This window comes from Shewanella sp. YLB-07 (assembly GCF_009377275.1).
Genome location: NZ_VOQB01000004.1, coordinates 168,764 through 183,083, shown reverse-complemented (window position 1 = coordinate 183,083; position 14,320 = coordinate 168,764). Strand labels below are relative to the sequence as shown.

Genomic DNA, 14,320 nt, shown 5'->3' with positions numbered 1-14,320 from the left:
TAAAAGGACCTATTAATGCAAATTATAGTTGTTCTGCATAGAAATGAGGCAAGCCTTACCAGTTGTTGATCTTTTCTTGTCAGACCAACATCGGCATGCAAAGCATGTGAAATTAGTGCTATGTTAATATAGATATAATTTAGTAAAAAGGATTTAGCTAAATGGACAAACACGGACTTCATCAACTTGTCGCAGCGATTTCTGCAGCCGCAGCAGCGCGAGATCATTACACTGCAACCCATCAAAAGAAGGTCTCGGCTCTCGCTCGCCGAATAGCCCAACACCTTGAGCTACCGAGCAATCAAGTAGAGTGCATAAGAATCTCAGCCTTGCTGCATGATATTGGTAAGTTAGGTGTTCCCAGCTCCATACTTTCAAAAACTGGAAAACTGAGAAAAGAGGAGTTCGACTTAATTAAGGTACACCCGGCAATTGGAGAAGAGATTTTTCTAGGGGTCGATTTTGAATGGCCAGTAGCCAGTATAATCCGGCAACATCACGAACGCTTGGATGGTTCTGGCTACCCTGATGGCTTGACAGGAGATCAAATTCATTTTGAATCTAAGGTAATTGCCGTTGCCGATGTGGTTGAATCTATCAGTCACTCTCGTGCCTACCGTCAGGCATTAGGACAAGATAAAGCCATCGAAGAGATCAGTAAAAACCGAGGGACTCTATATGAACCTTGTGTGGTCGATGCTTGTATCGCGCTGTATGATCTTAATCAAGGCAATCTGTTCCCATCTTAATAGAAAATAAAAAGTTGGAACCAGTCTCTACTCACGTCACCAACCACAGCATATTCCCTTTTAAAACAGCGAGGTGAAAACATCCGGATCACGCATACCCCCCTTCCTAAAGTGAGAATAAATGAAGGGAGGCCTGCCTATTTGACTATACTTAAAGTTAAGCCTCGGACTATGGGTAGTCCTGTTAGCGACATAGCCTAGGCTCCTATTCATCTACTGCTGATATGTAGATACAATTGCCATACATGCACCCACTTCTGTCGCTCAGGAAGGAGAAAGGTTCATGTCCACTCGACTCAACTCGTCTGTCATGCTGATATTGTGTGCAATGTTTGCAGCTATGCTCACCTCATCTGCCGACGCTCAAGACGAAGTAACCGACCAAGGTAAAGCCAACAGACCCACAGTTGCCAGCGGAGACTTAGGCAGCGTCAACGCATCTTCGAAGGCAACATTGCACGCTTCAGCCAAGAGCGCACTCCAACTTGTCTTGAGCGACAAATTTGGCGCCGATGGAAGCGAAGAGATCACTGTCACTAAGGTCATCGAAGATAAAGTCGGCGGCCATCATATACGCTTCGAGCAGAAGCTCAATGGCCTGCCAGTTGCGGGGGCAGGCATGGTACTCCACGCCGATATCAATGGTTCGGTTTATTCGGTCAATGGTGACTTTGTTCCCGGCGGTGATCTGCCCCTAAATCCTGACTTAAGTGCTGTAGAAGCCTTTGGTCTGAGCGACTTAAAGGGTACTCGAAGCGGCAAACCTGAGCTCAGCTATGTGCTAGGTAGCGACGGTAACGGCCATCTGGCCTGGAAAGCCACCTTCGAATATGTCAATGAAGAGGGGCCTCAGCGTGATATTGTCTTTATCGACACAAGCACAGGTAAAGTTGCCGCCAGACATCCGCAGATCATGTATGCGCTCTTCCTCGATACTCAGGATTGTAAACAGAAGACCAGGCGCTGTAGGACTATTTCCACTAGTTCGATTGAAATCGATACTGACGACCTTGCTATCGACTTCGCCCATAACTACGCCATAGCCACCTATAACTACTATTGGAATAATCATGGTCGTGACTCCATCGATAATGCAGGCATGACCCTCATATCCCGAGTGCATTACGGCCGTAACTATAACAACGCCTTCTGGGATGGCAGCCAGATGACCTATGGTGATGGCGATGGCGTGAATTTCATCCCGATGTCACAAGATGCCGACGTTGTCGCCCATGAGCTCACCCACGGTGTAACCGAACGTTCGTCAGGCCTTATCTACCAAAACGAGTCTGGGGCGCTAAACGAAGCATGGTCAGATATCTTCGGCGCTATGGTCGACCGACAGGAAGGCGCTATGGGGGCTGATATCTGGCTATTAGGTGAAGATATCTATACTCCAGGTACATCGGGTGATGCCCTACGAAATATGGCAGATCCCGCCGCGATGGGAGATTATGACTATTATCCCACACGCTATACTGGCAGCTCAGATAATGGCGGTGTACATTGGAACTCTGGGATTGCCAATTTGGCGTTCGTGCTCTTGGTTGAAGGTGGTCATCACCCGCGTAGCGGGGAGCCAGGAATACCTGCTATCTTAGTAACAGGAATAGGCTTCGCCGCCGCAGCAGATATCTTCTATGCTGCCAATACAGCCTGTTTAACACCGAGCTCTGACTTTGCCACAGCCAGATACTGTACGGCACAATCTGCTACCAGTGCAGCTCATGAGCAGGCCGTTCATGAGGCTTGGGATGCGGTAGGCGTACCTACTTATGAGCCACCTCAGCCAAATCCAACTATCTCATTAACAGATAACGAACTGATGAGTGGCCAAGACGCCAGTACAGGGAATATTCAGAATTACCTCCTACCTAATGTGAGTGATGACCAAACTGTCATCTGTACCACTTCCGGTGAGAATGGCGATGCCGACCTCTATCTGCGCTTCAACAATGAAGCTGAAACTAACCCCAGCAGCAGTGTCAATGAATGCGGCAGCTATTCCTCTAATTCGGACGAATCCTGTATTACAGGAGCGGCGCTGAGTGATGACGGTACAGGCAAGAGCACACTCAATGCGGTAGTTCACGCATATGCTGCATACAGCAATCTATCTATCACCTGCTCGATAGACAGTGACAGTGGTGGAAGCTGCTCTTTGTTTCCCGTTGGTAGCAGTTGTCGTTTAGGTTCAGAGTGCTGCTCGGGTAAATGTAAGGGAGGTCCAAACTCCAAAACATGTAAATGACCGTTCAACAGTGACAACTGTCTATAGCTAATAAGCCCTGGGTTGAACCTGGACTTATTGCTCACTCTTGCGCGGCTCCTTCATCGCTTCTTTTTCAGCCTGACTTGGCGACTCAGCCAATGTGGCTGGTGCCATCATCAATGATGCTTGATACAAGCATGGCTTTTACGAATTCCGTTACTTTCATGGGGAAACTCCTTTTAAGCTTCACTACTATTAAAGATAACGTTATCACATAAGCTGTTTTACCGAACACATAGCCTAAAGTGGATTTACCTTCAAAAATGAGTAAACCTTATGGTAACCAAGGGCGAAAGAAAGAGTTTATACCGATTGGTATTAAACATAAGTGGTGACCCCAAATTGAAAAACAGAAATGACATTAATAGGTTCACAGTTGCAGCTGGAAGCCAATATGACAATAAACCAACTTGTATTCGCACTCTTATTAATCGCTGCCATCATCAGTGTGGTGATTTACCTGCGCTTTCCTCCTCGCTTTCACAATAAAATTAGACATCATCCCCACCTTAAGCCTATGAGTCATATCTATGAAGTGCTGCCGGATGGGCACCATGATATAAATAAACAGACAATGCATCCGTATCACAATGTCACTATTGAACGAATCCAAAATGCTTGTTGTGCGGTAAAAAATATTCAAGGCATACATTTTTTATCTAAAGATGCCCCATCTATCCCCCTATCCAATTGCGATGCCTTTGAATGTCGATGCCACTACAAACACTACCAAGACAGAAGGAGAGAAAAACTGGAACGCCGTGTCGATTTTGGCATGACACACGATCTGTTTGGTGCCTTCGGTGAGAAAAACCAAAGGATAAAAAAGCCTGATAGAAGACACGATGACGACTAAACCAAGTGAAGGTAACCTGAAAATACTAAGCACATCGCCCTTTATTATCGGATGACCAAACTGCTACTACCTGCTCACTACCTGCTCACTACCTGCTCACTATCCGCTCACTACCTGCTCACTATCTGCTCACTATCCGCTCACTACCTGCTCACTATCTGCTCACTATCTGCTCACTATCTGCTCACTATCTGCTCACTATCTAACTTTGCCATGCTGCCACTAGTCTACCATCCCATCTATTCTCAGTTACCTCTGGCAAAGGGGACTGGCGACGACACCTTTTTAACCAGCTTTAAACAGGTGGTTAAGATGGCGATAAATTTACACCGACCGGATCTGGTTATTTATGATGTCGGGGTGGATCTTCATCGAGACGATGAACTGGGTTATCTCGATATAAGCACGGAAGCCATCTATCTAAGGGATCTATTTTTGCTAAAAACCATGCAAGATAATCACATTCCTGTTGCTGCCGTCGTCGGCGGAGGCTACCGAACCGAGCAACAAGAACTGGTGCCAGTGCATTTTCAGTTGATTCAAGCGGCCCTGAATTTAAGCTTAGATTTGGATTCAGATTTACTAAAAAATAAAGTTAAAACACAAGTTTGCGCCTAAACTGAAATCAATGGCGTTTGTAATCTGCCTGATACAAATATGAGTAACCTTGGTGATACCTATGTTTATAACATGAGTGATAGGCTAACTATCTCAACAATTCCCTAGCGAAACCAAGAATATATTGCTTTAATCTCATTTAGCTTGTAACCCTACTGAATAGCCAAGAAGTTAACTTAAGCCGCTGGTTCGACTCTAATACTTGGCATACCTATTCTGTTTATTAATAATAAAAGGACAAATTACATGATTAACAAGACACGAGTATTATGCGCCACTGCGGTGCTTTTCCCACTTTTGGTTAATGCTGGAACGACCCAAGATGCTGGTCATAACGTCTCAGATAAAGTGATAGAAAAGCAAAGAGCCGAATTGGCCATTAATACTCAAGGTAAAGGTTATGGTCCTCAGTCGCCAAGAGATATAGATACCATTCAAGGTAACAACAAGCGTATATTTGGCGAGGCGCCTGACTACACAGAAATGAACCTATGTAACATACATTTCCATAAGAATGCCGAGCACAAAGGTGGTGAGTTCACTAAATATGCCGGCAATGGTGATGGTCACGGCTATCAGAGCGGTTATCAATATAGCGGAAAACTATCTAAGAATGAGTTAACTCCCCTTAAAAATGAAGTCGGTGCCAGTAAGCACGGTAGTCTGTATCCAGGAGATACGATTGAAGTGCACTATGTCCACTCAACCGCTCAAGTTAGCCCTGGCGCGACTCTGGGCGCTTGCCTCAGCGAGGCTAATAGCAACCCTCAGTTACGCGTAGAGACTCAGGTATTCGTGCTGGTCAATGATACTAAAGCCATGAGCTTTATGGAGCTAACAAAGTTAGGCATGAAAAACGGGCTTAACCAGGCCCTAAACATTCCAAGCAATACCGGTGAGCCAGTGGAATATGAAGGTTCAACCACAGGTCCTGGATATAACGAGAAGGCTTCACCACTACAAGTGAGCTGGAGCGTGCGTCCAAAGGTAATGAAGGTGGATATTAACACTGTAGGTAAGTGGTTAGAGGGTAACGCCTTCGATGAAGATCATGCCCACGGCGTCAGAAACCTAGTGATTAACCCAGATCTACTATCCGCTGACAGTGACTAGTCTGGTACAGACTGTCTAAACCAAGACAAGTAAGGGGCCGATTAATTCGGCCCCTTTTATTTTGTATGTTATACCGAGAAGTGAGCGAGATTACTTCTCAACAGATTTTAGAACAGCGACGGAATCCCGGATAACTAAGCTGGGTGGCAACAAGGTACGTTGGCCTTCCCGTTCGGGAGTCTCTATTCGCGCCAGTAACATGGCAATCGCCTGCTCCGCCAACTGTTCTAATGGCTGACTCATGGTCGTCAGTGGCGGGTTGAAATACTTAGCCCCGGGAATATCGTCATAACCGATAATCGACAGATCCAGTGGGATAGTAAGCCCAAGTTTGCCAGCCACCCTTATGGCACCCATGACCATGAGATCATTGGAGGCAAATATGGCCGTCACCGAACAAGGCTGACCGAGTAATCTAGTCATGGCCTCAGCGCCACCTTCGTAGGTGAACTCTCCTGATTGGATCCAGCGCTCATCCACCTCTGCGTTCGCTTCGGCCATTGCCCGGCGATATCCGGCAATACGGTTCTGACTATTGGACTTATCCAGCGGCCCAGCCAACAAGCCAATGCTCATATGGCCCGACTCTAACAGATGCTTGGTCGCCATGTAGCCCCCCAGCTCCGAGTCATCCAAGATGCGATCATAGCCCGCCTGCTCCGAGTCATCCAAGATGCGATCATAGCCCGCCTGCTCAGGACCGGAATCCATCATCACCATGGGCATGGTGCCATAGGAAGATACAGGTAACTGACGGGCATCCGAGCTCATCATTAACATACCATCCACCCGTCTTTGATTGAGCATGACCATGTAGTCTTTGGCTCGCTCGATGTTGCCCTGGGTATTACACAAGATAAGGTTGTAGCCATGGCGGTACGCTACCTGATCCACCCACTGAATTAGGTCTGCGTAAAATGGATTATTCGCATCTGTGATCAGCATACCTAAGACTCGACTACTGCCGCCTTTGAGACTACGGGCAATGGTGTTGGGCACGTAGCTGAGCTCAATAACTGCCGCCTCGACCTTGGCCTTCCCCTCGGCAGAGACAAACCGAGTCTTGTTAAGCACGTGGGAAACAGTGGTAGTTGAGACACCGGCCAGCTTAGCAACATCACGTATGGTGGTCATAGAAATACCCTGCAAGCTTAGTCAAAATGCTACAAAAAGTGGTCATGCAATTCGGCTCCTATCGAAAACTACGACTAAAAACTCAGACTAAAACGTGTAAAGTTAGCCATTAAGCTAACAATGCTAAGGTTTCTACCCGAGTCGGGATAGAGCTTTGCGCCCCCATGCGAGTCACAGATAATGCCGCCGCCGCCTGGCCAAAACGCACCGAATCCAACATGGATTGACCTTCCAGTAATCCAGTGACGAAACCGCCGTTGAAGGTGTCCCCGGCAGCTGTTGTATCTATGGCCTTCATCACGAAACCGGCAATGTGTTTACCTTCACCCTTGTGTGACAACCACACTCCCCGCTCACCTAAGGTGATCAGCACAGTCTTTATACCAAATTGGCTATGCAGCTTGTTAGCCGCAATATCCGCATCCGCTAACTCCCTGATCGCCACGCCGGTCAACTGCTCGGCTTCAGTCTCATTGGGCGTGATGATATCGACATGGCGTAGTAGGCTTTCCGGTAACGCCTTAGCGGGCGCCGGATTCAACACCACCCGAGTACCGGCAGCTTTCGCTATCTTAGCCGCCGCGACTAAGGTAGCGACAGGGGTTTCCAGCTGTAGCAAGAGTAAATCCGAGTCTTGGATAGCGGCCTTATGCTCAAGCATCACCGTCTCAGTCAGGAAAGCATTAGCACCCGGCCAGATACCGATACGGTTTTCACCCGAGTCCTCGACGTAGATCATCGCCACTCCAGTATTTTCACCAGCAACAGTGGTAATGCCTTTAGTGTCGATACCAATATCGGCGAGGCTATGTTTCATCTGCTCACCTATGGCGTCGGTGCCAATACAGGCTATCATGGCCACGTCCGCTCCCAACTTGGCCGCGGCCACAGCCTGATTCGCGCCCTTGCCCCCAGCCACTATTTGGTACTGTTTAGCTTGAATAGTCTGCCCGCCCTTAGGTGCGGCGCCGACTTGCATCAGGTGATCTACATTGATGCTGCCCAATACGGATAATTTAGCCATCTGAGTCTCTCTTTGCTTAATTTGATCGCTGAGGGCCTACACGGCGGCGCAGCAAGGACCGAATAATCGGCCCAGTTATAATAACTTAGCTCTGAATTAGCAAGCTAATGTAAGTAACTAACTATAAGTAACTTAAGTCAGCAGCTAAACTGCTTATGTCTCAGCTTATGTGCGACGAACCGCTAAAGGCTTATTGAGAAATAATCTGCAGGGGTACCGGCTGAAATTCGGAAACAGTTTCGCCTTTGAGCACCTTAACCGCGGTCTCGACACCCAACTCGCCAATCAGTTGTGGCTGCTGCGCCACAGTTGCGCTCAGCAGGCCGCGTTGAACGGCGGCAATGCCTTCATCTGTGCCATCGAAGCCCACAATCAATACATCTTTACCCACACCACGTACTGCGCGCAGTGCACCCAGAGCCATCTCGTCATTCTGGGCAAATATGGCCTGTACATCCGGCTTAGAGGCCAACAAGTTTTCGGTGACGTTCAAACCTTTGGTGCGGTCGAAGTCTGCGGGTTGTGATGCTTGCAGCTCGAAGCCGTTCGCCGCAACGGCGAGGGCAAAGCCTTCACCACGATCACGGGATGCCGAGGTACCAGCCACACCTTCAAGCTGGATAACCTTAACGCCTTTGCCCAACTTATCTGCGATGAAGTCGCCCGCAAGCTTGCCACCTGCCACATTGTCAGATGCGATATGAGACACCACCTTCCCTCGGGTCACACCGCGATCTAGTGTCAATAATGGGATACCGGCACGATTCACCATGCGAGCCGCATTCGAGGCTGCATCGGAGTCCGTGGGATTCAGCAAGATAGCCTTTACCTGACGAATGGTCAGATCTTCGATATTGCTCAGCTCCTTAGACGGATCGTTCTGAGAATCGAGAACTATCAGCTTATAGCCCAGTTCTTCGGCTTTCTGCTCCGCGCCCTCTTTCATCGACACGAAAAATGGGTTATTCAGGGTCGATACCACCAAGGCTATGGTGTCTTGTGCCATGGCCGGAGCGGTTAGGCCCAGAGCCAAGGCCAGTACTGCAGCAGATGTGAGTAGCTTGTTCATATTGGTCACCTTCTTTCCGGATTAGTTATCGTTATGTGTTGGATTTTCGGTCGGCAAGTACCGCCAGTAAGATTACTCCAGCCTTGGCAATCATCTGATAATAAGATGACACATCCAGCAGGTTCAAAGCGTTGTTAAGAAAACCTATGATCAGCGCGCCAACCAGAGTTCCCCAGATAAAACCGCGACCACCAGCCAGAGAAGCGCCGCCGACCACCACAGCAGCGATGGCATCGAGCTCATAAGAAGTACCCGCTGTCGGTTGAGCCGAAGACAAGCGTGATGTCACTATCAGCCCCGCCAGCGCCGCCATCATGCCCGAAAGGCCATAAACCGCGATTTTCACCCTATCGACATTGATGCCAGACAAGCGCGCAGCGGATTCATTGCCGCCTATGGCGTAGATGTAGCGTCCCAGTCGAGTGTGGGTCAACATGACCCAGACCAGCACGAAAGTGATCAGCATCAGCCAGACCGGCACAGGTACCCCAGCCAACCAGCCAGTACCGATAAAGGAAAAGTTGTCGGCGGTGTCGGTGAAGCCGGTGGAGATAGGACGCCCCTCGGTGTAGACCATAGTCAGGCCACGGATAGCCGTCATGGTCACCAGAGTGGCGATAAACGCCTGTACCTTACCTTTAGATATCAGCATGCCATTCATGGCACCAAGCGCCCCTCCCAGCATCAAGGTCAGAGGCAATGCCAGTGCCAAGGGTAACTCGGCCCCCACCATGGATGCGCCGAGCGCCCCGGTTAAGGCCAGAATCGCACCGACAGACAAGTCTATGCCGGCAGTCAAGATCACTAAGGTCATTCCCACGGCGATGATGGCGTTAACCGAGGTCTGACGCAGTATGTTCATCAGGTTACCCATGGTGAAGAACTGGTCGTTCAATATAGAAACCACGACAATCAAGGCGATCAAGGCGATAAGTGCTTTTTGCTGCTTCAGCCATGCCCAGATTTTAGTGCCGGTGGCGTTATAAGTTGCAGTTTGATTCATTGTTATTATTCTCTAATCAGTGGTTGCCGATGGCCGCAGCCAAGAGTTGTTCCTGAGTCACTTGGGTGGCGTCGAACTCGCCGCTGATGCGACCTCCGCTCATCACCATTATCCGGTCACTCATCCCCATCACCTCCGGCATATCGGAAGAGACGAGAATGATGCTCATGCCCTTTTGCTTATACTGGTTGATCAGTTGGTAAATCTCTTTCTTCGCGCCGACATCGACTCCCCGAGTGGGCTCGTCCAAGATCAATACTTTGGGATTGGCCATCAAGCCCTTAGCTATCGCCGCCTTCTGCTGATTACCGCCGGATAATTTGCCTATAGGCTGATCTAATGAGGGGGTCTTTATGTTGAAGGCCTGCTTGAAATAAGTCGCCTGCTCGAGCTCGGCATCGGCCTTGATTGCCCCCATGTTAGACAGTGCATTCAGAGAACTGAGACTCATATTCTGTTTCACCGACATGCCGAGCACCAGGCCATCACCCTTACGGTCTTCGGAGATGTAAGCGATACCGGCCTTTATGCCTTCGCTTGGATGAGTCGGGTGCACAGGTTTGCCGTACAACTCCACCTCACCTCCGATGCGCCAGGCATCCCCAAACAACACACGCATCAGCTCGGTTCGCCCCGCGCCCATCAGGCCATTGAAGCCTAAAATTTCCCCCTCATGCAGGTCAAAGCTGATGTCACTTATTCCCTTGCCGGACAGGTTACGCACCTTCATCGACACCTTACCCGATTTGTGTTCGATACGTGGATACAGATCTTTAAGTTTACGGCCGACCATCAACTCGATCAGGCTTTCCTCGGTGAGTTCTGACACGGCGGATTCAGCAATAAACTGACCATCTCGCATCACAGTGACACGATCGCAGATGGTAAATATCTCTTGCAGACGATGGGATATATACACTATCCCCACACCCTGCTCCCGCAACTCGCGGATCACCTTAAACAGGCTATCGGTCTCGTGCTCGGTAAGGGAATCTGTGGGCTCATCCATCACTATGATGTTGGACTCAAACGACAGGGCCTTGGCTATCTCTATCATCTGTTGCTCACCCAGTGGTAAAGCCCCCATCTTCTCGCGACTGCTGCGCTGCACATTCAAACGGGCCAATAGGGCATCGGCTTCACTGAACATCTTGCGCCAGTCGATAAGGCCGGGGAATTTCTGTGGCTCCCGGCCCAGAAAGATGTTTTCGGCGATGGACAAATCATCAATCAGATTCAGTTCCTGATGTATGATACTGATCCCCGCCGCCTGGGACTGACGAGGACCACCGAAGCTCACAGGTTCACCGTTTAAGATGATCTGACCAGCATCGGCTTGGTAGATCCCCGTCATCACTTTCATCATGGTGGATTTACCCGCACCATTCTCCCCCATCAGCGCCATCACCTGACCGGGATACACGTTAAGTTGGGCACCATCTAAGGCTTTAACCCCGGGGAAAGATTTATCTATACCACTAAGACTCAGCAGTGCTGTCATTTGAAGACCACTCCCGCTTGCAGGATGATATTAGCGTAAGGGGTACACTCACCGGTGCGCACCACGGCGCGGCTGTTGGCAGTTTGGGTCTTAAAGGCTTGATGACTGACGGTGTTAAGCCGAATAGGATGAGATTGCGCTTCCCCGATCTCATCCAGCAATTGCAGCAACTGAGTGTGCACGGCACAATTGTAAACCAACATCTCTTCGGCAATCACCACAGACTCAATTTGTAATTCGGTGGCGACTATCTTTAGGGTGTCGATAAAAGCCGGGACCCCATGGGTCAAAGCCAGATCGATACGTTCACAACATTCAGGCACAGGCAGACCTGCGTCGGCTATGGTAATCTCATCGGTATGAGCCGACAGGGCAATGACCCGCGCCAGATCACTGTTAAGCAGTGCACATTTTCTCATCTCACTAACCTTACTTCAAAACTGTGAAATAACTGCGCAAACGTGTGCGCAAACGTTTGCGTGAATACTAATGCACCTAAATTCGTATATCCAGACCAAAAACACGATCTGGATCACGCTATTATAAATGTTAGATTATTTCAAAAATGGATGATTTCGATCATTTAAATTTAAAAAGCTGTGTTAATAAGGCAGGAGAGTGAAACGCTACAGAGATGATGAGGTAATAGCTCTAGCAAGCTTGCTCTATCTAGATGACGAACAAGCTTGCCGAGATATACTTGTACTCAAAGTTTTATATGGTTAGCTTATCTTGACTGGATCACCAGAGGCGCGAAGAACGCTCTGGCATTTCCGCCCGCACCATAATGATTTGTGTAGGTCTCGCCCTCTTGTAAGGTGTAATACACATCCACAAAGTCATCGTTATTGGTAAACCAGGCATCGGGTAAGGCATTTAATATCTCGTTAGTTATCGTGGCTATGATGGCATACCCCTGTACTTCCGGATCGGGATATTGCAGCAAGACGCGCTCGGCAATACTCACGAGTGCGGTCGCAAGATCTTTATAGTTAGTCCCATCATCATGCTCCATGAGTACAAGATCGGCGGCGGCCCATCGGTAACGCTCCCAATGAATGACTATCTGATTGGGATAATACTCGGTGCCTGAATAATCGAGATAAGGCATCTCAATGATATCCAGCACGGGTTCATCACGGCTTGGGTTAACGCCCGTCACTATGCCGTAGATCTCGGCTTTACCCGAAATCCAGGGCTCCTCATCATCTTTCACACTGATCTGTTTGATGACTGTGGTCGATATGGGCTGATCCGCAGCGGTAAAGGCACTCACCTGATGCTTAGCTCTTTTGATCTGACTCGCAGAATGTGTGCTCAAGGCTAATGTGTCTCGCATCACAGCCAGACCTTCACGCATGGCTTGCTGCTTATCTAACCCAATCACAATCACGGGTCTCTGGGGAAGCTGATACACATCGAGCAAGTGAATATTACCTTCAACATCATAGGCTTCGATATTAGCCCACTGCTTATCATCACCATCAGGCTCGAATGCAAATAGCGGCGATTCGCCTTGTTGCCAATCGCTCAGCATGCTGGCATCGGCCAGACGAAATTGCACTAAACTGGGAGCCTGAGATCCACTACGGACTGTATTAATCTTAGGTTTAGTGTGAGTATATAAACCTTTCGCTTCACGGATCGCCAACTCGCTTTGACGTAATGTCTTGGTGTCGCTGCCACTGGACCGGAACACTAAATCAGCATCCATGGCCAAGTTATATTGGTTGATATTGGATTGCAGCACAGGTAACACTCGAGTGTATTGGCGACTGAGTTCCAGTGCTATCTCACGTTTAGCGTGAGATACGCTGACACTGTATTGTGATGCTTGCTGAATCGATATATCTGTTCTTTCGACTGGCTCGGCGGAACTACATGGCGAAATAATAGAAGCCAGAGGTACCGTTATCATAAGCAAGGTTAAAGTCATTTTTTTCATATTATGTCCTTATTGAATATTACTCGTTTTATATTGCTTCTGTTCGGTCCTAGAAAGCATATGAGCATAATTAACAACTCATGTAAATAATAATAACAATAGTTACCAATAACATTTACATTCATTCGATTTAGAATTGAATCTAAATTTGAAATAGGTAACTTGAATAACTGATGTCTTAATATGGAAACAGCGACGGTATTCGATCAGATATAAAAAATAACTAATATTTTTGTTTTTCGTGGGCTAATAAAAATATCTATTTTATTTCATCTAACTTGGTCATATGACTGTTATCATTGACTCCACTTTCTTATACCTATTGGTATTACATACAATTTATTGCGCGAATACTATGATGATCAATACTAATAAGAACCAGCCAGACAATGACCTGATACATCATGAAAGTCTCATCCATTATCTTTCAACATTAGGTGTCAGCAAGGATGCTATCGGGCAGGTTCAGGCACAATTTAGAGCCATGAATGTAAATGCTGGAGAGGTATTATTGTTACAGGGGGAAAAGCAAAAATATGCTTACTTTATTGTTTCCGGTATTTTAAAAGCTTGTCATTATGGCAACTCAGGCAGTATTTTGTCGAAGGAGTTCTATTTCCAACATGAGTTATGTTTCCTATATTGTTCATGGTTGACTCAAGCCCCGGCAAAATATCAGATTGAATCGATAGAAGATGCACTACTCATTCAAATCCCCCTTGAGCAGCTATCTCATGCAGACTGGCAGTTAGCCAAGATAGCTTTACTTAGCCAGCAACTCATTTACAAAGAGGAAAAAGAAGCATTCTTCCTATTGAACACGCCTGAACAGCGTTACCTTTTCCTGGTAGAAAACAGGCCTCTTTGGGTCAATACACTCAATAATATTCAGCTCGCTAGCTATATTGGCATCAATCCAGTGAGCCTTTCACGTTTAAAATCAAGGCTATAGAACTATTTCCACATTGAGAAGAGTCGACACAGGGAATGGGAAAGGATAAATAAAAGTCATCACAATTAACTTAGGTTAATTCAC

General features: G+C 47.8%; 13 protein-coding genes. 6 read left to right on the top strand and 7 right to left on the bottom strand.

The window, feature by feature from the left end:
* Positions 1-161: 161 nt before the first annotated feature.
* From FS373_RS10395 to FS373_RS10375, 5 genes are all read left to right on the top strand, one after another.
* Positions 162-749, top strand: a complete 588-nt coding sequence (locus FS373_RS10395; RefSeq protein WP_144045034.1) for an HD-GYP domain-containing protein — start codon at positions 162-164, stop codon at positions 747-749.
* Positions 750-1,032: 283 nt separating this feature from the next.
* A complete protein-coding gene (locus FS373_RS10390; RefSeq protein ID WP_152829397.1) occupies positions 1,033-3,000 on the top strand; it encodes a M4 family metallopeptidase in 1,968 nt (655 codons plus the stop codon).
* A 415-nt stretch (positions 3,001-3,415) separates the two neighbouring features.
* On the top strand, positions 3,416-3,877 hold the full coding sequence (locus tag FS373_RS10385; protein WP_227992667.1) for a hypothetical protein: 462 nt from the start codon (positions 3,416-3,418) through the stop codon (positions 3,875-3,877).
* A 51-nt stretch (positions 3,878-3,928) separates the two neighbouring features.
* Positions 3,929-4,495, top strand: coding sequence for a hypothetical protein (locus FS373_RS10380; protein WP_227992666.1), 567 nt, complete (start codon positions 3,929-3,931; stop codon positions 4,493-4,495).
* Between the two features lie 246 nt (positions 4,496-4,741).
* On the top strand, positions 4,742-5,608 hold the full coding sequence (locus tag FS373_RS10375; RefSeq protein ID WP_152829396.1) for a delta-class carbonic anhydrase: 867 nt from the start codon (positions 4,742-4,744) through the stop codon (positions 5,606-5,608).
* Positions 5,609-5,698: 90 nt separating this feature from the next.
* On the opposite strand, the gene FS373_RS10370 is transcribed toward FS373_RS10375, so the two are convergent.
* The 7 genes from FS373_RS10370 to FS373_RS10340 form a co-directional block, all read right to left on the bottom strand.
* Positions 5,699-6,742 (bottom strand): LacI family DNA-binding transcriptional regulator, encoded by a 1,044-nt coding sequence (locus tag FS373_RS10370; protein ID WP_152829395.1) that lies wholly within the window; start codon positions 6,740-6,742, stop codon positions 5,699-5,701.
* A gap of 109 nt (positions 6,743-6,851) precedes the next feature.
* Complete coding sequence (gene rbsK / locus FS373_RS10365) at positions 6,852-7,766, bottom strand: ribokinase (protein ID WP_152829394.1); 915 nt, start codon at positions 7,764-7,766, stop codon at positions 6,852-6,854.
* 190 nt (positions 7,767-7,956) lie between these two features.
* Entirely contained in the window at positions 7,957-8,835 is an 879-nt protein-coding gene (gene rbsB, locus FS373_RS10360; protein WP_152829393.1) for a ribose ABC transporter substrate-binding protein RbsB, read from the bottom strand.
* 31 nt (positions 8,836-8,866) lie between these two features.
* Entirely contained in the window at positions 8,867-9,838 is a 972-nt protein-coding gene (rbsC, locus tag FS373_RS10355; RefSeq protein ID WP_152829392.1) for a ribose ABC transporter permease, read from the bottom strand.
* A 16-nt stretch (positions 9,839-9,854) separates the two neighbouring features.
* Positions 9,855-11,339, bottom strand: a complete 1,485-nt coding sequence (gene rbsA / locus FS373_RS10350; protein WP_144045027.1) for a ribose ABC transporter ATP-binding protein RbsA — start codon at positions 11,337-11,339, stop codon at positions 9,855-9,857.
* Complete coding sequence (gene rbsD, locus FS373_RS10345; RefSeq protein WP_144045026.1) at positions 11,336-11,758, bottom strand: D-ribose pyranase; 423 nt, start codon at positions 11,756-11,758, stop codon at positions 11,336-11,338. The genes rbsA and rbsD overlap by 4 nt, the downstream gene beginning before the upstream one ends.
* A 308-nt stretch (positions 11,759-12,066) precedes the next feature.
* Positions 12,067-13,284 carry a DUF3103 family protein gene (locus FS373_RS10340; protein ID WP_152829391.1) on the bottom strand — a complete coding sequence of 406 codons (1,218 nt, stop codon included), beginning with the start codon at positions 13,282-13,284 and terminating at the stop codon, positions 12,067-12,069.
* 355 nt (positions 13,285-13,639) lie between these two features.
* On the opposite strand from FS373_RS10340, the gene FS373_RS10335 reads away from it, so the two are divergent.
* Entirely contained in the window at positions 13,640-14,236 is a 597-nt protein-coding gene (locus FS373_RS10335) for a Crp/Fnr family transcriptional regulator (RefSeq protein ID WP_227992664.1), read from the top strand.
* Positions 14,237-14,320: the final 84 nt, after the last annotated feature.

Bases quoted from the DNA above. Each gene is read 5' to 3' on its own strand.
- FS373_RS10395 (WP_144045034.1), top strand. From the start codon at position 162: ATGGACAAACACGGACTTCATCAACTTGTCGCAGCGATTTCTGCAGCC.
- FS373_RS10390 (WP_152829397.1), top strand. From the start codon at position 1,033: ATGTCCACTCGACTCAACTCGTCTGTCATGCTGATATTGTGTGCAATG.
- FS373_RS10385 (WP_227992667.1), top strand. From the start codon at position 3,416: ATGACAATAAACCAACTTGTATTCGCACTCTTATTAATCGCTGCCATC.
- FS373_RS10380 (WP_227992666.1), top strand. From the start codon at position 3,929: ATGACCAAACTGCTACTACCTGCTCACTACCTGCTCACTACCTGCTCA.
- FS373_RS10375 (WP_152829396.1), top strand. From the start codon at position 4,742: ATGATTAACAAGACACGAGTATTATGCGCCACTGCGGTGCTTTTCCCA.
- FS373_RS10370 (WP_152829395.1), bottom strand. From the start codon at position 6,742: ATGACCACCATACGTGATGTTGCTAAGCTGGCCGGTGTCTCAACTACC.
- rbsK (WP_152829394.1), bottom strand. From the start codon at position 7,766: ATGGCTAAATTATCCGTATTGGGCAGCATCAATGTAGATCACCTGATG.
- rbsB (WP_152829393.1), bottom strand. From the start codon at position 8,835: ATGAACAAGCTACTCACATCTGCTGCAGTACTGGCCTTGGCTCTGGGC.
- rbsC (WP_152829392.1), bottom strand. From the start codon at position 9,838: ATGAATCAAACTGCAACTTATAACGCCACCGGCACTAAAATCTGGGCA.
- rbsA (WP_144045027.1), bottom strand. From the start codon at position 11,339: ATGACAGCACTGCTGAGTCTTAGTGGTATAGATAAATCTTTCCCCGGG.
- rbsD (WP_144045026.1), bottom strand. From the start codon at position 11,758: ATGAGAAAATGTGCACTGCTTAACAGTGATCTGGCGCGGGTCATTGCC.
- FS373_RS10340 (WP_152829391.1), bottom strand. From the start codon at position 13,284: ATGAAAAAAATGACTTTAACCTTGCTTATGATAACGGTACCTCTGGCT.
- FS373_RS10335 (WP_227992664.1), top strand. From the start codon at position 13,640: ATGATGATCAATACTAATAAGAACCAGCCAGACAATGACCTGATACAT.